This is a genomic window from Rhodopseudomonas palustris (assembly GCF_034479375.1).
Lineage (GTDB): Bacteria > Pseudomonadota > Alphaproteobacteria > Rhizobiales > Xanthobacteraceae > Rhodopseudomonas > Rhodopseudomonas palustris_M.
Genome location: NZ_CP140155.1, coordinates 4,890,532 through 4,908,119, shown reverse-complemented (window position 1 = coordinate 4,908,119; position 17,588 = coordinate 4,890,532). Strand labels below are relative to the sequence as shown.

At 66.5% G+C, this 17,588-nt stretch carries 19 protein-coding genes; 7 read left to right on the top strand and 12 right to left on the bottom strand.

Annotated features, from left to right (window positions below):
* Positions 1-78: 78 nt before the first annotated feature.
* From SR870_RS22295 to SR870_RS22265, 7 genes are all read right to left on the bottom strand, one after another.
* Positions 79-450: a cytochrome b5-like heme/steroid binding domain-containing protein gene (locus SR870_RS22295; RefSeq protein ID WP_322515675.1), complete on the bottom strand. Its 372-nt coding sequence runs from the start codon at positions 448-450 to the stop codon at positions 79-81.
* Complete coding sequence (locus SR870_RS22290) at positions 447-1,712, bottom strand: ferric reductase-like transmembrane domain-containing protein (protein WP_322515674.1); 1,266 nt, start codon at positions 1,710-1,712, stop codon at positions 447-449. The genes SR870_RS22295 and SR870_RS22290 overlap by 4 nt, the downstream gene beginning before the upstream one ends.
* A gap of 4 nt (positions 1,713-1,716) precedes the next feature.
* Complete coding sequence (locus SR870_RS22285; protein ID WP_322515673.1) at positions 1,717-2,022, bottom strand: hypothetical protein; 306 nt, start codon at positions 2,020-2,022, stop codon at positions 1,717-1,719.
* A 256-nt stretch (positions 2,023-2,278) separates the two neighbouring features.
* The gene (locus SR870_RS22280; RefSeq protein WP_322515672.1) at positions 2,279-2,932 is read right to left on the bottom strand and encodes a DsbA family protein; all 654 of its coding nucleotides are present in this window, start codon (positions 2,930-2,932) and stop codon (positions 2,279-2,281) included.
* 61 nt (positions 2,933-2,993) lie between these two features.
* On the bottom strand, positions 2,994-6,224 hold the full coding sequence (locus SR870_RS22275) for an efflux RND transporter permease subunit (protein ID WP_322515671.1): 3,231 nt from the start codon (positions 6,222-6,224) through the stop codon (positions 2,994-2,996).
* Entirely contained in the window at positions 6,221-7,216 is a 996-nt protein-coding gene (locus SR870_RS22270) for an efflux RND transporter periplasmic adaptor subunit (RefSeq protein WP_322515670.1), read from the bottom strand. Before SR870_RS22270 ends, SR870_RS22275 begins: the two co-directional genes overlap by 4 nt.
* A 1-nt stretch (position 7,217) precedes the next feature.
* Entirely contained in the window at positions 7,218-7,538 is a 321-nt protein-coding gene (locus SR870_RS22265; protein ID WP_322515669.1) for a metalloregulator ArsR/SmtB family transcription factor, read from the bottom strand.
* A gap of 130 nt (positions 7,539-7,668) precedes the next feature.
* Here SR870_RS22265 and SR870_RS22260 point away from each other — a divergent pair, with 130 nt between their 5' ends.
* Positions 7,669-7,872, top strand: coding sequence for a DUF2892 domain-containing protein (locus tag SR870_RS22260; protein ID WP_322515668.1), 204 nt, complete (start codon positions 7,669-7,671; stop codon positions 7,870-7,872).
* 283 nt (positions 7,873-8,155) lie between these two features.
* Here SR870_RS22260 and SR870_RS22255 read toward each other — a convergent pair whose 3' ends face one another.
* The 3 genes from SR870_RS22255 to SR870_RS22245 form a co-directional block, all read right to left on the bottom strand.
* On the bottom strand, positions 8,156-8,548 hold the full coding sequence (locus SR870_RS22255; RefSeq protein WP_322515667.1) for a nitrogen fixation protein: 393 nt from the start codon (positions 8,546-8,548) through the stop codon (positions 8,156-8,158).
* Positions 8,549-8,814: 266 nt separating this feature from the next.
* The gene (petA, locus tag SR870_RS22250; protein ID WP_322515666.1) at positions 8,815-9,348 is read right to left on the bottom strand and encodes a ubiquinol-cytochrome c reductase iron-sulfur subunit; all 534 of its coding nucleotides are present in this window, start codon (positions 9,346-9,348) and stop codon (positions 8,815-8,817) included.
* 84 nt (positions 9,349-9,432) lie between these two features.
* Positions 9,433-10,032 carry a PadR family transcriptional regulator gene (locus tag SR870_RS22245; protein ID WP_322515665.1) on the bottom strand — a complete coding sequence of 200 codons (600 nt, stop codon included), beginning with the start codon at positions 10,030-10,032 and terminating at the stop codon, positions 9,433-9,435.
* A 337-nt stretch (positions 10,033-10,369) separates the two neighbouring features.
* Between SR870_RS22245 and SR870_RS22240 the strand changes: the two genes are divergently transcribed.
* Together SR870_RS22240 and ccoG are read left to right on the top strand one after the other, a co-directional pair.
* A complete protein-coding gene (locus SR870_RS22240) occupies positions 10,370-10,570 on the top strand; it encodes a hypothetical protein (RefSeq protein ID WP_322515664.1) in 201 nt (66 codons plus the stop codon).
* 98 nt (positions 10,571-10,668) lie between these two features.
* A complete protein-coding gene (gene ccoG, locus SR870_RS22235; protein WP_322515663.1) occupies positions 10,669-12,108 on the top strand; it encodes a cytochrome c oxidase accessory protein CcoG in 1,440 nt (479 codons plus the stop codon).
* 18 nt (positions 12,109-12,126) lie between these two features.
* On the opposite strand, the gene SR870_RS22230 is transcribed toward ccoG, so the two are convergent.
* A complete protein-coding gene (locus tag SR870_RS22230; RefSeq protein WP_322515662.1) occupies positions 12,127-12,945 on the bottom strand; it encodes a sulfite exporter TauE/SafE family protein in 819 nt (272 codons plus the stop codon).
* Between the two features lie 215 nt (positions 12,946-13,160).
* On the opposite strand from SR870_RS22230, the gene SR870_RS22225 reads away from it, so the two are divergent.
* The 4 genes from SR870_RS22225 to SR870_RS22210 all read left to right on the top strand — a co-directional run bounded on the left by SR870_RS22225 (position 13,161) and on the right by SR870_RS22210 (position 16,737).
* Positions 13,161-13,712 carry a LemA family protein gene (locus SR870_RS22225; protein ID WP_322515661.1) on the top strand — a complete coding sequence of 184 codons (552 nt, stop codon included), beginning with the start codon at positions 13,161-13,163 and terminating at the stop codon, positions 13,710-13,712.
* Positions 13,713-13,867: 155 nt separating this feature from the next.
* On the top strand, positions 13,868-15,028 hold the full coding sequence (locus tag SR870_RS22220; protein WP_322515660.1) for a M48 family metallopeptidase: 1,161 nt from the start codon (positions 13,868-13,870) through the stop codon (positions 15,026-15,028).
* Positions 15,029-15,200: 172 nt separating this feature from the next.
* Complete coding sequence (locus SR870_RS22215) at positions 15,201-15,971, top strand: hypothetical protein (RefSeq protein WP_322515659.1); 771 nt, start codon at positions 15,201-15,203, stop codon at positions 15,969-15,971.
* 85 nt (positions 15,972-16,056) lie between these two features.
* Complete coding sequence (locus tag SR870_RS22210; RefSeq protein ID WP_322515658.1) at positions 16,057-16,737, top strand: hypothetical protein; 681 nt, start codon at positions 16,057-16,059, stop codon at positions 16,735-16,737.
* Between the two features lie 173 nt (positions 16,738-16,910).
* Here the strand turns inward: SR870_RS22210 and SR870_RS22205 are convergent, their stop codons facing one another.
* Positions 16,911-17,456 (bottom strand): adenine phosphoribosyltransferase, encoded by a 546-nt coding sequence (locus tag SR870_RS22205; RefSeq protein WP_322515657.1) that lies wholly within the window; start codon positions 17,454-17,456, stop codon positions 16,911-16,913.
* Between the last annotated feature and the right edge of the window lie 132 nt (positions 17,457-17,588).

Genomic DNA, 17,588 nt, shown 5'->3' with positions numbered 1-17,588 from the left:
TGATCGCCTGACAGAATGCTGACGCCGCCCGTCACGCAACCGCCCGGCGGAGCCGTTGGCGCCAACTGCAAACCAGTCTTATTGCGCGCCGCCGGTGACGAAGCGGCCGATCCGGTATTTCGGCAGCATCGCATCGGCTTCACCCGAATGGGCGCGGCCCTTGCTCTTGGTGTTGTAGGCGTCGGTCGCCTCCTTGCCGCACCACGGCTCGATGATCGATGGCCGCGACGGATGGTCCGGCAGGTAGCCGGTGAGATCATAGACGCTGCCGCGGATCGCCATCCAGCAATCGGCGGGGGTGGCGTGGCGGGCGAGTTCGGCCGCCGCGATGTCGCGTTCGGCGGCGACCGCCGGCTGTCGGGCGCCCGGCGTCAGCGCGCTGCCGGCCCAGAAGCCGAAGACGGCGATCCAGAAGGTCGCGGTGGCGGCGAAATACAATCTGCGCATCATCTGAACTCGAAGTTTTCGAAGTGGATGTGCTGGGCGGCGACGCCGCGCGCGTCGAGCGCCTGCTGCAGCGCGACAACCAGCCCCGGCGGACCACACAGATAGCACTCCACACCTGACAGCTCGCTGGCAGCGGGCAGCAGGCGGTCGAGATCGGGCAGATCGTCGCCGGTCGCGACCGTCTGCAGCGTCAACTGCGGATCCGACGCCGCGATCGCGCGCAGCTCCGACAGATAGGTCGCATCGTCTTCGCGGCGATACAGATACAGCAGCCGCACCGGCTGGCGCAGCGGGCCGTCATTGAGCAGAGCGACGAACGGCGTGACGCCGATGCCGCCCGCGATCCACAATTGCGGCGCCGCCCCGGCTTCGCCGAGCAGGCCGCCGAAGCCGCCGATCACCCGCGCCGCGACGCCGGGCTCGATCGCCAGCATCCGCCGGGTGCAATCGCCGAGCGCCTTGACGGCGAGACGCAGCGCGCCGTCGCGGCCGATCGCACTGACGGTGAACGGATGGAATTCACCGCAGCCGCGATAGACCGGGCCATTGCCGAACGCGATCAGGACGAACTGACCGGCGGTCACGGTCACCGGATCGGCCAGCGGACGCAATTCGATCTCGACCGAATGCGGGGTCAGCTTGCGCGCCGCCGCGACCGCATAGGGCCGCGCTGCGAGGCCGAGATCGCCGCGCAGCAGCCGCCAACCGAGGATTCCTGCCGCCGCGGCGAGGATCGGTAGCACCGGCTCGTCGATGCCGAGCAGGATCAGATGCACCAGCCCGATCACCACACCGATGCCGAGCAGCGCGTGCAGCCAGCGCCACAGGCCGTAGCGGATGCTCGGGGTGAAAGTGGTGGCGAGGCCGAGCATCAGCAGCAGCAGGCCGAGCCAGCCCGACCACACCTGCCAGCTCTCCGCGACCGGCGACAACGTCTGCCAGGCGAGGCGCGGCGACGCGGAAAGATTGCCGGCGGCGAGCGCGAGCGGATGCAGCAGAAGCAACACATAGGCGGCGACGCCGGTGACGTGATGCCAGCGATACATCCGCTCCAGCCCGCCGAGCCAGCCTGCGAGCCGCGGCTCGCGCAGCATCAGCAGCAGGCTCACCAGCAGCAGCCCGCAGCCGAGCCAGCCGGTGACGATGCCGGCCGCGCGCAGCGGCGCCAGTCCCGCGGGAAATGCCCACACCACGAAGGCGAGCGGCACCACAGAGGCGAGCAGCGGGATCGACCAGCGTTGCAGCGCCGCTGCGGGGGATGCCATCGGCTCAATTCCGCTTCAGGCGGCTGCAGAAATCCCAATGGCCGCCCGGCAGATCGAGGCCGCGCTCGCGCGCGCGCTGCACCATCAGGGCGTGATGCTCGGCGCGATAGGCTTCGCAGGAATCGTAATCGGTGAAGCCGCGCACCCGCGCCTGATGTGCGATGCGCTCCTGCGGCGACATCAGCATCCAGCCGCGCGTATTGCCCTCGTCGGCTCGCCATGGCGCTGCGTGCGCTGCATCCGAAACGGCCTGAACAGCCGTCCCGCCGAGAAGCACGATGAGACCGATAGCGATGAGTCTGCACAGCATGAGCGTCGTCCTGCTGTCGATGAGGCGTCGCAGCCTAGGCGCAGCACCAACGGTTGAAGATGATACAGATCAAGCGGACGGCGAGAGGGGCCGCAATCCGACCTCCCTCCGTCATTGCGAGCGAAGCGAAGCAATCCAGAGCGCCGTGCACTGAGCCCATTGATTGCTTCGTCGCTTCGCTCCTCGCAATGACGGCCGAGCCTGCTGCCGATCTCCGGACGCTCGCAATGACAAGGAGAGACGGTGTCCGGAACTGTTACTTCTTGTCGGTCTTCTTCGCCGCCTCGCGGGCGTCCTTGATCGCTTGCTTGAACATCGCGACGTCGAGCACACCCGGCACCCGGAAGCGGCCGACGATGAAGGCGGGCGTGCCCTGGAAGCCGAACGCCTTCGCCTGCGCATCGTTCCGTGCCAGAATCGCCTCGATCGCGGCGCCGTTGGTTTCGAGATCCTTTGTCGCGCGCGCGACGTCGACGCCGCCGGCGCCGAGCAAGTCGGTGATGCCGGAGGCCGTGAGCTTGGCCGTGCTGCCGATCAGCGCGTCGTGCGCCTCGAAGAACTTGCCCTGATATTTCGACGCCAGCACCATCTTGGCCGCATCGACCGAGATGCCGCCGAAGATCGGCCAGTCCTTCAGCACCAGACGAACCTTGCCGTCGTCCTTCACGACCTGCCTGAGATCGGGGGCGACCTTCTTGCAATAAGGGCAGCGATAGTCCGACCACTCGACGATGGTGATATCACCGTCGGGATTGCCGGCGACCGGAATGTCCGGGTCGCGCAGCACCGCCTCGGTCGACAGCACGTTGTCGTCCGACGCCGGCGCGGCCGGCGCCGCCCACGCCTTCGACGCGGCCAGCGCCGGCGCGAGCGACAGGGCCGTCATCAGCGCCGATCGTCGGGTGATCATCGTCAGGGTTCCAATCCATCTTGGAGGATTGGACCTTTCTGCCCCGGATCGGCCGTCGATGCTATCCCTTTGCCACCGGAACGGCGGGCGGCGTCGGCGATTTGTCGCGCAGCACGATGTAGATCGCCGGGATCACCAGCACCGTCAGCAGCGTCGACGACGCCAGCCCGAACAGCAGCGAGATCGCCAGCCCCTGGAAGATCGGATCGAGCAGGATCGTCGCCGCCCCGATCATCGCCGCCAGAGCGGTGAGCAGGATCGGCTTGAACCGCACCGCGCCGGCCTGCAGCACCACCTCTCGCAAGGTTTTGCCCTCGCCGCCGGAATGGCGGATGAAATCGACCAGCAGGATCGAGTTGCGCACGATGATGCCGGCGAGCGCGATGAAGCCGATCATCGAGGTGGCGGTGAACGGCGCGCCGAGCAGCCAGTGGCCGATCAGGATGCCGATCAGCGTCAGCGGGATCGGCGTCAGGATCACCAGCGGCAGCTTGAAGCTCTTGAACTGCGCCACCACCAGCACGTAGATGCCGACGATCGCCGCGCCGAACGCCGCGCCCATGTCGCGGAACGTCACCCAGGTGATCTCCCATTCGCCGTCCCACAGCAGCGTCGGACGGGATTCGTCGGACGGCTGGCCGTGCAGGCTGATCGCCGGCTTCGGCAGCTTGCCCCAATCATGGGCCTCGATGCGCTTGTCGACTTCGAGAATGCCGTACAGCGGCGCCTCGAATTTTCCGGCGAGTTCGGCCATCACCATGTCGGCGAAGCGGCCGTCGCGGCGGAAGATCAGCGGCGAGCCGACTTCGCGGGTGGCCTTCACCAACTGGCCGAGTTCGACCACGGTCTTGGCGCCGGGCAGCGTGTTGGCCGGCACCGGCGTCGACGCCAGCGCCTCGTTCCAAACCAGATCGCGCTTCGGCAGGGCGACATGGATGGCGATCGGGTTGCGGTCCTCGCCGCGATGCGAGTAGCCGATCGAGGTGCCGCCGAACAGCGTGGCAATGGTGTCGTAGACGTCCTTCTGCTCGACGCCGAAGAACTCCAGCCGATCCTGATCGATCGACAGCCGCAGCCGCGGGCGCGGCTGGCCGATCGAATCATCGATATCGACGATGAACAGCACGTCCTTGAAGATCTTCTTCACTTCCGCGGTGACGGCGCGCCGCGTCGCGGCGTCGGGGCCGTAGATCTCGGCGAGCAGCGTCGCCATCACCGGCGGGCCGGGCGGCACTTCGACGACCTTGAGGCTGGTGCCGGCCGGAACCGACAATGCCTTCAGCCGCTCGCGCAGATCGAGCGCGATGGCGTGGCTGGCGCGCGAACGATCGCCGCGCTCGGCGAGGTTGACCTGCAATTCGCCGAGTTCGGGGCGTTCGCGCAAGTAATACTGGCGCACCAGGCCGTTGAAATTGAACGGCGCCGGCGTGCCGGCGTAGCTCTGCACCGAGGTGATTTCCGGCAGGCCGCGCGCGATGTCGGCAGCGGCGAACAGCGTCCGTTCGGTGTCTTCCACCGTCGCGCCTTCCGGCAGGTCGAGCACCACCGCGATCTCGCTCTTGTTGTCGAACGGCAGCAGCTTCACCGTCACCGACTTGGTGTAGAACAGCACCATCGAGGCCAGCGTGGCGACGCCGACGCCGAGCAGGAAGATCCACGACGCGCGCTTGCTGGCGACGATCGGTGAGGCCATGCGGCGATACAGCCGGCCGAGCCGGCCCTCGTCGTGCGCATCATGCGCGGCGACCGCGGCGCCCTCGCGCGGTGCGAGCTTCAGCATCAGCCACGGCGCCACCACCATCGCGACGAAGAACGAGAACAGCATCGCCGCCGAGGCGTTGGCCGGGATCGGCGCCATATAGGGGCCCATCAGCCCGGACACGAACAGCATCGGCAGCAGAGCCGCAACCACGGTGAGGGTCGCGATCACGGTGGGATTGCCGACCTCGGCCACCGCCTCGATAGTGGCCTGCAGCCGAGGCCGGCCGTCCTTCATCCCCCAGTGCCGGGCGATGTTCTCGACCACCACGATGGCGTCGTCGACCAGGATGCCGATGGAGAAGATCAGCGCGAACAGGCTGACGCGGTTGATGGTGTAGCCCATCAGATTAGCGGCGAAGAGGGTCAGCAGAATCGTGGTCGGGATCACCACCGCGGTCACCACCGCCTCGCGCCAGCCGATCGCGATCGCGATCAGCACCACGATCGAGATCGTGGCGATGCCGAGATGCAGCAGCAGCTCGTTGGCCTTTTCGTTGGCGGTCTCGCCGTAGTCGCGCGTCACGGTGACGGCGACGTCGTTCGGGATCAGCGTGCCCTCGAGCGCGGCGAGCCGCGCCTTGATGTCGTGCGACGCCACCACGGCGTTGGCGCCGGCGCGCTTGGCGAGCGCGACGCTGACCGCGGGCACGCGGTCCCATGTGCCGTCGTCGCGGCGCGCATCGTTCCACACCCGGTGCTCGGCGGCATTCGGTCCGACGATCACCGAGGCGACGTCCTTGACGTAGACCGGGCGGTTGTCGCGGGTGGCGATCAGCAGCAGGCCGATATCGGGAATTCCCATCAGCGTCTGCCCGGCCGAGACGCTGCGCATCTCGCCGCCGTCGCGCGCCGAGCCGGCGAGGAACGAGCGGTTGGCGTCCTTCACCTTGGCGACGAGCTGCTGCAGCGTCACGCCGTACAGCGACAGCTTCTCCGGATCGGGCTCGACCCGGATCTGCTGCGCGCCGCCGCCCGAGATGTAGGTCAGGCCGATATTCTCGACCTTCATCAGTTCGGCGCGCAGCTTGTCGGCGACTTCGTAGAGGTCCTTGTCGGTCCAGCGGCTGGCCGCCTCCGGCTTCGGCGACAGCGTCAGCACCGTGATGGCGACGTCGTTGATGCCGCGGCCGACGATCAGCGGCTCGGGAATGCCGACCGGAATCCGGTCGAGATTGGCGCGGATCTTCTCGTGGACGCGCAGGATCGCATCCTCGGCCTTGGTGCCGACCAGGAAGCGCGCGGTGACGATGACGCGATCGTCCTCGGTCTGGCTGTAGACGTGTTCGACGCCGTCGATGCCCTTGACGATGGCCTCCAGCGGCTTGGTCACCAGTTCGACCGCGTCGGGGCCGTGCAGGCCGTCGGCATTGATGCGGATGTCGACCATCGGCACGCTGATCTGCGGCTCCTCCTCGCGCGGGATCGCGACCAGCGCGAACAGCCCGACGACGAGCGAGGCCAGCAGGAACAGCGGCGTCAGCGGTGACTGGATGGTGGCCTTGGTCAGACGGCCTGAGATTCCGAGATTCACGGCTGCACCAACCTGTCACCATTGCGCAGGCCCGAGAGGATCTCGAGGCCATCCGGCATGTCCGGCGTGGGATGATCGCGGCCGCGCTGCACCGGCACCGCGACGGTCTTGCCCGGCTCGCCGAGCTGGACGTAGTCGATGCCGAAGTCGGTCTTGATGTAGCGCGACGGAATGACGACGGCCGGGCGATCGCCGCCGGAGATCCACACCCGCAGCCGGTCGCCGACGAAATACTGGCCGAGCCCCTCGACCGTCGCATCGGCGACGACGCGGCCGTCCTCGATCAGCGGATAGACCAGATCGATGGTGCCGAATTTCGCGGTGTGGTCGCCGAACTCGGCGCCGTCGACCCGCACCCTGTCGCCGGCCTTGAGGAATCGCGCGTGCCGCTCCGGCACCCGCAGCCGCAGCTTGTAGTGCTGCTGCGCCACCGTGACGATGGTGTCGCCCTGCAGCACCACCGAGCCGACCGTAATCATCTTCTTCAGCACGCGGCCGTCGTCGGGCGCCAAGACCTGGCCTTCCTTGAACTGCTGCTGCACCACCGCGCGCTCGGCAGTCTTGGCGCGCAGATTGTTCTCGGCGACGTTGAGCGCGGTGCGCGCCTCGTCGAGCTTGGTCCGCGGCAGCGTGCCGCGCTCGACCAGCCCGCTGGTGCGGTCGAAATCGAGCTGCGCCTGAGCCGCCTGCGCCTGCAGCGCCTGCATCTGCGCGTCGAGCGAATTCATCTGCAGCGTCAGCTTGTCGTCGCCGATCGTCGCAATTTCCTGGCCGCGGGTGACGCTGTCGCCCTCGCGCACTTTCAGGGCGATCACGGTACCGCCGATCCGGCTGCGCGCCGGCACCACGCTGGTGCTCTCGACGGTTGCGAACACCGCCTTCTCGTCCGACACCTTCTGCACCGCCACCGTCAGCGTCGCGGCGTGCGCGACGGCCGCGCCGAGCAGGATCGCGGCGAGGGCGCCGCTCGTGATCAATCCGGGAATGCGCATGTCATGCCTTTGCGGGTTTGCTTGCCGTCTTCCGGACGGGCGGCGCCGGGCAATACAGCCGGTACAGCGTGGTCAGGAGCTCGCGAGCCGGTTCGCTCGCGATCGAATAGAAGATCGTCTGGGCATCGCGCCGTGACGCCACCAGCCCGTCCTTGCGCAGCAGCGCCAGGTGCTGCGACACGGTCGAATCCCGCAGGCCGAGGACGCCCGCAAGGTCGCCGACCGAGCGCTCGCCGCCGATCAGCTGGCAGACGATCAGCAGCCGATGCCGGTTCGCCAGCGCCTTCAACAATTCGCTGGCCTGGTCGGCGGCGGCTTCCATGAGGTCGACCTGTATTTTCATGGTTGCGTATATACGATTATTCGAATATAACGTCAACCACGTTTTCAGGACGGACGATGTCGAGGCCGGCAAGCCCTCGAATCGACGCTCCAGCCAGAGGGAGATTGCAATGAATATCGATCAGACCGTACTCGCCTTCGCAGGCTTCGTGGTGCTCGCCAGCCTCACGCTCGGCTGGCTGGTCAGCCCGTATTGGTTTTTGCTGACGGCGTTCGCGGGCGTGAACATGATCCAGGCATCGTTCACCGGCTTCTGCCCGGCGGCGATCGTGTTCAAGAAGCTCGGCGTGAGAAGCGGCAACGCGTTTTCGTGAGTGCGCGACACATCAGCCCGTCATTGCCGGGCTGATGCTCCGACCTGGCTCGACCTCAGGAATTGGAAACGCACATCTCTCCGTCATGCCCGGCCTTGTGCCGGGCATCCACGATCTGCAGCGTTGAGGCGAAAAAGACGTGGATGGCCGGGACGAGCCCGGCCATGACGAACTGATAGCGTCATTGCGAGCGAAGCGAAGCAATCCAGCGCCACACGCGCAGCATGGATTGCTTCGTCGCTTCGCTCCTCGCAATGACGGAAGTGCGTGCGGAGCGTCGAAACTACTCGGCGTTGCCGCAATGGCAATCGCAGCCGCCCTCTTCTTCCTCATCGTCGTGATCGTGCGGCGCGGCCGGGGCCAGGGTGCCGGCGAGATAGGTCTGCACCGCGACGACCGGATCGGTTTCCGCCGTGGTGATGGCGATGACGTCGCGCGCGGCCATCCGGCTGATGAAGCCGGCGCCGGCGCTGCCGGCAATCACCACGTCGACGGCGTCGAGCGGGTGCGCGCCCTGCTCGCTGAATTCGTGGATCGACATCTCCTTCGGCAGGTCGATCCGCTCGAGTTCCTGCGGCGCGCGCCCCGGCGCGGCATCGAACACCATGAAGCGGCGGGACTTGCCGGCATGGCCGGTGACGGTGCGGAAATTCTGGCTGGCGACGGCGATCAGCATAGCGTTGTCTTTCTTGTTGATACGATGAATGTTCGCGACGGAATGCCCGGCCCCCGCGCGGGCGCGTTTCCTCATGATGAGAAGCATCGCGCAGCGATGCGTCTCGAACCATGAGGCGGCAGGGACTCGCAGCCATCCTTCGAGACGCCCGGCTTCGCCCTTCGGGCTACGCCGGGCTCCTCAGGATGAGGACCGCGGATGCGGCGAGGTTGTCCGGCTGCAACAGGTTGCCCGACGAACCGAGCAGATTCGCAGCAGCGGCGCGCTCAGGCTTCGCCGATCAGGACCTTGTCGTCGGCGGTGAATTTGTACGGCACCAGCGCCAGATTGAGCGGCGCCGGCCCGAGCCTGATGCGGCCCGAGGAGTCATATTGCGAGCCGTGGCACTGGCAGAACCAGCCGTCGTAATTGCCCTGATGCTCGGTCGGGATGCAGCCGAGATGGGTGCAGATCGCCGACACCACCAGCCACTGTTCGTGGCCGGCCTTGACCCGCTCCGAATCCGGCTGCGGATCGCGCATGCTCTTCCAGTCCGCGGTCTGCGCCGATTCGATTTCCTTCGGCGTGCGGTGGTTGATGAAGATCGGCTGGCCGCGCCAGAACACCTTGATCACCTGACCTTCGGCGAGCGGCGCCAGATCGACCTCCAGCGGGAAGCCGGCGGCGATCGTCGAAGCGTCGGGGTTGAGCTGCGACACGAACGGCCACACCGCCGCAGCAGTGCCGACCGTAGCCAGCGCGCCGGTGGCCAGAAACAGCACGTCGCGCCGATTGGGCTGTGCGGATGTGATTGCGGTCATCTTGGTCTCCTGAGTAGCGGCTGCGTTCCGGATCCCTGATCCGTTGCACGGCCGAATGTCCTGCGGGTCCGCCCGCTGTCGTCTCTAAACCCTGCGAAGTTCGCCCGCCGCGCGCGCGAGGATCGCGACGAGTTCCGCTTCGTTGTCGGCGTCCCGGGCGAGCTGCCGGATCGCCGTCTCGCGCAGATTGTCGAGTGCGGCGCGCAGCAGCGGCGGCAGATCGCCGCCGTCGGCGCCGGCGCCATTGCCGGTCTGCTGGCGCATCATCTCGCCGAACGTCGCCAGGCGTTCGAACACCGCGTCGGCGAGCGTGCGGTTCGTCGCGAGCTGATCGCGGCCGTCGTCGGTGATGACGTAGAGCTTCTTGGCGCCTTCCGGCTGCGCGATGACGTGGCCGATCTCCTCGAGATAGGTCAGCGTCGGATAGACCACGCCGGGGCTCGGCGCGTACCAGCCCGCGGTCTTTTCCTCGATCACCTTGATGATGTCGTAGCCGTGGCGCGGCTGCTCGGCGATCAGCGCCAGCGCGATCAGCTTGAGGTCGCCTTGCGCCAGCATCCGGCCGGCACGAGTCGTCTCGCCATTGCCGGCGCCGCGCCCGCCGAAGCCACGGCGGGCCCAGCGGCAGCCGGGCGTACCGGAGCCACACCGCCGTCCGCCATTACCGCTTTCGATGCCGTCCATGCCCGAACCTCTTGAAGATATATCTCAGGTAGTGCCGCCTTCCTCGGCTGTAAAGATATATCTTTGTCGCAGGAGCGCCAGCCTGAGTGAATCCTCCGCCGAATGGTGCGATGGTAACTAAGTGACCTTTATGCAGGTATATTTGCTGGCCTTCCGATTGATCCAGATCAAACGCCGCCAACCTTCAAGACATATCGTTTTGAAACATTCGAATGTGTGGAGCTGGCGACCGCCAGCCGTTCGGATAGCGCAGAACGTCTGCGGGCCGGGTTGAAGCGATCCGGCCAACCGCCGCGTTCCAGGGCCGGCACGTCTGGCCGAATAGCAGGAGAGAATAATGTTCAAGGTAGCAGTCGTGCTCTGGATCATCGGCGGGGCAACGCTCGCGGGCATGCTGATGGTCGCCGTACTGGCGGTGCCGAGCCTGTCGGAGCAGGCGATGACCTGGATTCCGATGGCCGTCGCAGCCGGCTTCGTGCTGGCGATGCCGGTGTCGTTCCTGGTCGCGCGCAAGATCGCCCGCCCCTCCGTCCGTTGACCGGAGATGGACGACGTGCCTCCCGGCCGTCGTCCTCGCCCGGATGTCTCCGCGCCTGATCTCCGTCCCGGGATCGCGCTTCAGCAAAAGCGTTCGTCATGACAGAAACAAATATCGAGGGGCCGCTCTACGCCCCTCGCAAGAAGGTCTATCCGCAGGCGGTGCACGGCCGCTTCCGCCGGATCAAATGGACGCTGCTGGCGATCACGCTGTCGATCTACTACTTCACGCCGTTCCTGCGCTGGAACCGCGGCCCCGGCCTGCCGGACCAGGCGGTGCTGATCGATCTCCCGGCCCGCCGGTTCTACTTCTTCTTCATCGAGCTGTGGCCGCAGGAGGTGTACTACTTCACCGGACTCCTGATCATGGCGGCGCTGGCGCTGTTCCTGATGAACGCGCTGGCCGGCCGGCTGTGGTGCGGCTACCTCTGCCCGCAGACGGTGTGGACCGACCTGTTCTACGCGGTCGAACGCTTCGTCGAAGGCGACCGCCGCGACCGCATCCAGAAGGACCAGCACGGCTTCACCGCGCGGCGCGCCGGCGAGCTCGCCCTCAAGCATTTCATCTGGCTGATGATCGCATGGTGGACCGGCGGCGCCTGGGTGCTGTATTTCGCCGACGCGCCGACGCTGGTGAAGGAGCTCGTCACCTTCCAGGCGCCGATGGTCGCCTATGTGTGGATCGGCATTCTCACCTTCACCACCTACACGCTCGCCGGCTTCATGCGCGAGCAGGTCTGCATCTACATGTGCCCGTGGCCGCGGATCCAGGCGGCGCTGACCGACGAATGGGCGCTCAACGTCACCTACCGGGTCGACCGCGGCGAGCCGCGGATGTCGGTGAAGAAGGCCGAGCTGGCGCGCCAGCACGGCGAGCGCGCCGGCGACTGCGTCGACTGCCATCAATGCGTCAATGTCTGCCCGACCGGTGTCGATATCCGCGAGGGGCTGCAGCTCGGCTGCGTGCAATGCGGCCTGTGCATCGACGCCTGCACCCATGTGATGCAGCAGGTCGGCCGCCCGACCGGACTGATCGCCTACGACACCGACATCAACGGCCAGCGCAGGCTGGAAGGCAAGCCGCCGCTGTACCGGCCGATCCGGGCGCGGACCATCATGTACTCGGCGATGATCGTGCTGACCGGCGCCGTGATGGTCTACGCGCTGGCGACGCGCGGCGCGCTCGACCTCAACGTGCTGCACGAGCGCAATCCGCTGTTCGTGGCGCTGTCCGACGGCGGCGTGCGCAACGACTACACCGTTCGCCTCCTGAACAAGCGGCCGACGGCGCGGGCGGTGACGATCTCGGTGCTCGGGGTGCCCGGCGCGACGATGCAGACGCCCGGCGTCGGCGACGGCGCCGCCGAGCAGATCAGCGTCGAGGTCGGCCAGGACCAGAGCCGCGAATTGCGGATCTCGGTGCAGGTGCCGGCGAATCTGGTGCCGGCGAAGTCGGTCGCCATCACCTTCGAGGTCAAGGACCCGGCCACCGGCGAAACCGCGGCCGTGACCGACCACTTCGTGCCGCCGACGAACTGACGCACGCTGCAGGACGCGTCAGTTCGCGCCCTTCAGCATGTTGGCGAGGCCCTGCAGCACCAGCGCCAGCGAGACCGCGAACAGCAACAGATACGCGATCCGGTAGAACAGCCCGGTCGGCATCCGGCGGATCAGCCAGATCCCGGCCAGATTGGCGGCGGCGGCGAGCGGCAGCAGCGCGATCGAGGTCGCCAGATTGGCGGTGTTGAACTGGCCGAGCAGGATATATGGGCCGATCTTCAGCACGTTCAGGATCGCGAAGAAGATCGTGGTGGTGCCGACCAGCACCAGCTTCGGCAATTGCTGCGGCAGCATGTAGACCTGATAGGGCGGCCCGCCGCCCTGGGTCATGAACGAGGTGAAGCCGGAAACGCCGCCCCAGAACAATCCCGCCGCGGTCGATCCCTTCGACGGCGACAGTTGTGGCCGCAGCCAGACATTGAGCACGAAGGCGACGCCGACGCCGCCGACGATCAGCCGCACCACGTCGTCGGAGACGATCGAGGCGGTCCACCACGCCAGCCCCATCCCGGCCAGCGCGCCCGGCAGCATGATCTTCAGGCTGCGCGCGTCCCAATGCCGGCGATAGACGTAGAGCGAGATCATGTCCTGGCTGATCAGCACCGGCAGCAGCAGCGCGGCCGCCTCCAGCGGCGGCAGGAACAGCGCCAGCAGCGGCGTCGCCGCGATGCCGATCCCCGAAAAGCCGCCCTTGGCCAGCCCGAGCAGCAGCACCGCGGGAATCGCGGCGGCGTAGAACCAGGGATCGAGGATGATCGACGACAAGCGGACTCGCGGGTGCGGGACATAGCGGCTGGCGGAGGGCCGACGATGCATGCGGCAGAAGGCGAACCTCTGCAAGCGATACCGGCAGGCTTTTCTGCAAGGCGATGGAGCAGAGCCGGAGGAAGTTCCGTCCGCGGGCCGACCCGGGTTTGAACGGTTCCGGCGGCGGCGGCGACCAAGAGGGGCCGCACACGAAGCGGCCCTGCCGCGTCGACCCGATCTCGGCTAGGGTCGGCGGATCGTCCGATTCATGGGAGTCGCCAGAGATGTGGATTCTACTCGGCATCATCGTCGCGATCGCGGTGTTCGCGCTGATGACCTACAACCGTCTGGTGGCGCTGCGACAGCGCGTCGATCAGGCCTTCGCCGATATCGACGTGCAGCTCAAGCAGCGGCACGATCTCGTTCCCAATCTGATCGAAACCGTGAAGGGCTATGCGGCGCACGAGCGCGGCACGCTCGACGACGTCATCAAGGCGCGCAACGCCGCGATGTCGGCGCATGGCCCCGGCCAGGTCGCCGCCGCCGAGAACATGCTCTCCGGCGCGCTCGGCAAGCTGATCGCGCTCAGCGAGGCCTATCCGGACCTCAAGGCCAACGCCAATTTCCAGCAATTGCAGTCCGAGCTCAGCGACATCGAGAACAAGATCGCGGCTAGCCGCCGGTTCTTCAACAACGCCGTGCAGGAGTACAACACCGGCATCCAGCAGATGCCCGCCGCGTTGTTCGCCGCGCCGCTCGGCTTCACCCACAAGGACTATTTCGACCTCGGCGAGACGCGAACGCAGGTCGAACAGGTGCCGCAGGTGAAGTTCTAATCTGCTCCCCTCCCCGCGGGGAGGGGTCGGGGGTGGGGGTCCACGGGCACCGAGTGTGCGGCCCACCCCCACCCGACCGGCCTTACGGCCGGCCACCCTCCCCGCAAGGGGGAGGGAAATTGAGGCCGGCGCTGCGACACCAACGGATCGCCCTCATGGCCGCCTACGGTCTGTATACGCATATCGCCGCCAACAAGACGCGTTCGATCGTACTGCTGATCGGGCTGTTCGTGCTGATCTATGTGCTGGTGTTCGCCGGCGCGCTGCTGGCCGAGGTGATGATCGATCGCGGGCGCACGGTCGGCGACTATCTCAACGCGGCGGCGATCGATCTGGTGCAGGCGCTGCCGTTCGCCACCATCGGCGCGGCGCTGTGGATCGTGATCGCGTATTTCTTCCATCAGAAGCTGATCGACGCCGTCACCGGCGGCCATGCGGTGACGCGGCAGGAGCAGCCACGGCTGTACAATCTGCTCGAGAACCTGTGCATCTCGCGCGGCATCCCGATGCCGAAGCTGAAGATCATGGACAGCCCGGCGCTCAATGCCTTCGCCAGCGGCCTCAACCGGCAGCAATACGCGATCACGGTGACGACCGGACTGCTCGCCAGTCTCGACGACCACGAGGTCGAGGCGGTGCTCGCCCACGAGCTGACCCACATCAGGAACGGCGACGTGCAGATGATGGTGATCGCCGTGATCATCGCCGGCGTGGTCGGGTTCTTCGGCGAGATGATGTTCCGGCTGTTCGTCCACGGCGGCTTCCGCTTCGGCGGCGGCGGATCGTCGACATCCTCGTCGTCGTCATCGGGCGATCGCAAGAGCGGCGGCGGCGCGATCATCGTCGTGATCCTGGCGATCGTGCTGGTCGTGCTGGCCTGGCTGCTGTCGCAGGTCATCAAACTGGCGCTGTCGCGCGCCCGCGAATATCTCGCCGACGCGGGCTCGGTGGAACTGACCAAGAACCCCGATGCGATGATCTCGGCGCTGCGCAAGATCGAGAACCGAGGCGAACTCGAAGGCGCCACCTCGGCGGTGATGGAAATGTGCGTCGACAATCCGCGCTCCGGCTTCGCCGACCTGTTCGCCACCCACCCTTCGGTCGAAAAGCGGGTGGCCGCGCTGGTGAAATTCGCCGGCGGCCACGATCCCGGCCCGCTGGCGCTACCGACGCCGGCCGATGCGACGCCCCCCTCGGCAGACGATTCAGCCGCGCCTGCGGCGCCCGACGACGCCGCCCCGCCCGGCCCGTGGAGCGAGCCGGGGCCACCGCGTCCACGGCGATTCCTGCGCGGGCCGTGGGGCAAGCGGGTGTGACGCCGGCCGGCCGGGCGCAATCGCCTCGCATCCGAACGATTTTGTTGAGATTGCCGTCATGTGCAGCGGCGCCAATTGAATTATCCCATGTTTCTGCCATGTTCGCGCCCAAAGAGGGGCCTTGCACCGCGTCGCGCGGTGGGGGATCAAACCGGGCCCGAAAAGGAATCTCATGGCGAAGCCAGCAGTGATCGTCGTAGGCGCAGACAAGGGCGGCGTGGGCAAGACCACGGTGTCGCGAACCTTGCTGGACTATTTCAGCGCCAACAACATCCCGACCCGCGCCTTCGACACCGAAGCGCCGCGCGGCACGTTGAAGCGCTTCCATCCCGGCATCACCGAGATCGTCGACATGACGACGACGGCCGACCAGATGAAGATCTTCGACACGCTCAACACCGCGACGCCGTCGGTGACCGTGATCGACGTCCGCGCCGGACTGATGTCCAACGCGCTGGCTAACCTGCGCGACATCGGCTTCCTCGACGCCGCGCGCTCCGGCCAAATCACCTTCGCGGTGTTCCACATTCTCGGCCCGTCGATCGCATCATTGGACGAGATCGCCGAGACCGCGAATTTCATGATCGGCGCGAAATATTATCTGGTGAAGAACTTCATCAACAACACCAGCTTCTTCGAGTGGGACCAGGCGACCTACAATTCGTATTTCCACCGCATCAAGGACGCCACCGAGCTGACGATCCCGAAGCTCAACGAAATGGCCTACGAGCAGGTCGAAGTGTCGTCGGTGCCGTTCCTGAAATTCGTCGCCAACAAGGGCGTCCAGGACGAGCCGGCGAACTACTCCTTCGTGCTGCGCGGCTATGTCCGGCACTGGCTCGCCAATGTCTGGAGCGAATTCGACCGCATCAAGCTGACCGACCTCGTCGGCAAGGACAAGGGCGGCCGCAGCACCAACGTCGCGGAAGCCGGCGAGAAATAATTCGCCTCACCGCGGATTTTGGCTATATCGGGAACGACATTCCGGCCGGGCGAATGACCGCCGGCCGGAAAGCCCGATCGACGCCATGTCCCGCACGCCGTCCCGCACCCCCGTCTACATCATCTGTTCGCCGCGGCCGTTCGTCGGCAAGACCCTGATCGCGCGGCTCTTGACCGAGTTCCTGGCGCTGCAGCGCGGCTCGGTCGTCGCCTTCGACGTCAACGTCAAGGAGCCGTCGCTGCTGGATTATCTGCCGCGCCTCACCGAGACGGCGGATGTCGGCGACACCTTCGGCAAGGTGCAATTGATGGACCGGCTGATCGTCGGCGACGGCGTCGCCAAGGTGATCGACCTCGGCTTCCACGCCTTCGACGAATTCTTTGGCACGTTCGGCGAAGTCGGCTTCATCAAGGAGGCCGCGCGGCGGCAGGTCGCCCCCGTGGTGCTGTTCGTGCCCGACAATGATCGCAATTCGGCGCGCGCGTTCGCGACGCTGCAGGACATCGTCCCGCCGCGGCAACTGATCGCGATCGACAACGAGCACGTGATGCACGGCGAGATGCCGCGCGCTTTCGCCGACGGGAGGGTGGTGCGGATCCGCGCGCTGCCGCCGTTCCTCAAGACCTATATCGACCGGCTGAATTTTTCCTTCACCGGCTATCTGCGCGCCGAGCCCGACGCCTCGACCGAACTGAACCAGTGGATCCGCAAAAACTACACCAGCTTCAGAGCCATCGAACTGGAGATGACGCAGGCGCGGGTGTAGCGCGCACGTCGCTGGAGAGGTCACCCTCCCCTGGAGGGGGAGGGTCGCTCGCGTAGCGAGCGGGGTGGGGTGGCGAAGAGTTCGACCGCCGTGCCCGCGGCTCACCCCTCCCCGGCACGCAGCCGCTACGCGGCTGCGTGCCGACCCTCCCCCTCAAGGGGAGGGTGAAGAGTTCAATGCCCGCCGAACTCGACCAGCGTTCGCACCGGGACGCCCATGCTGCGGACCTTGGCGGCGCCGCCCAAATCCGGCAGGTCGATGATGAAGCAGGCGGCGACGACTTCGGCGCCGATCTGGCGCAGCAGCTTGATCGCGCCCTCGGCGGTGCCGCCGGTGACGATCAGGTCGTCGACCAGGATCACCCGCTCGCCGGGGGTGATCGCATCGACATGGATCTCGATTCGGTCGGTGCCGTATTCCAGCGCGTATTCCATCGACACGCAGGTGTGCGGCAGCTTGCCCTTCTTGCGGATCGGCACGAAGCCGCTCGACACCTGATGCGCGATCGCACCGCCGATGATGAAGCCCCGCGCCTCGATGCCGGCGACCTTGTCGATCTTGGAGCCGGCCCAGGGCTGCACCAGTTCGTCGACGGCGCGGCGGAAGGCGCGCGGATCACCCATCAGCGTGGTGATGTCGCGGAACATGATGCCGGGTTTGGGATAGTCCGGAATGGTCCGGACACTGGCCTTCAAATCATGGGCAAGTTCGGGGGTCATCGGCGCTGGTCTCTGTTGCGGGTTGGCTCAATTCGTCATCGCGGGGCGTCGGAGGCAATCCGGTAATTCGGATGAGTATCCGCCGGGGTGTTAGCAGCCCATCCCCGGCGGCACACGTGTTTCGATCAATTC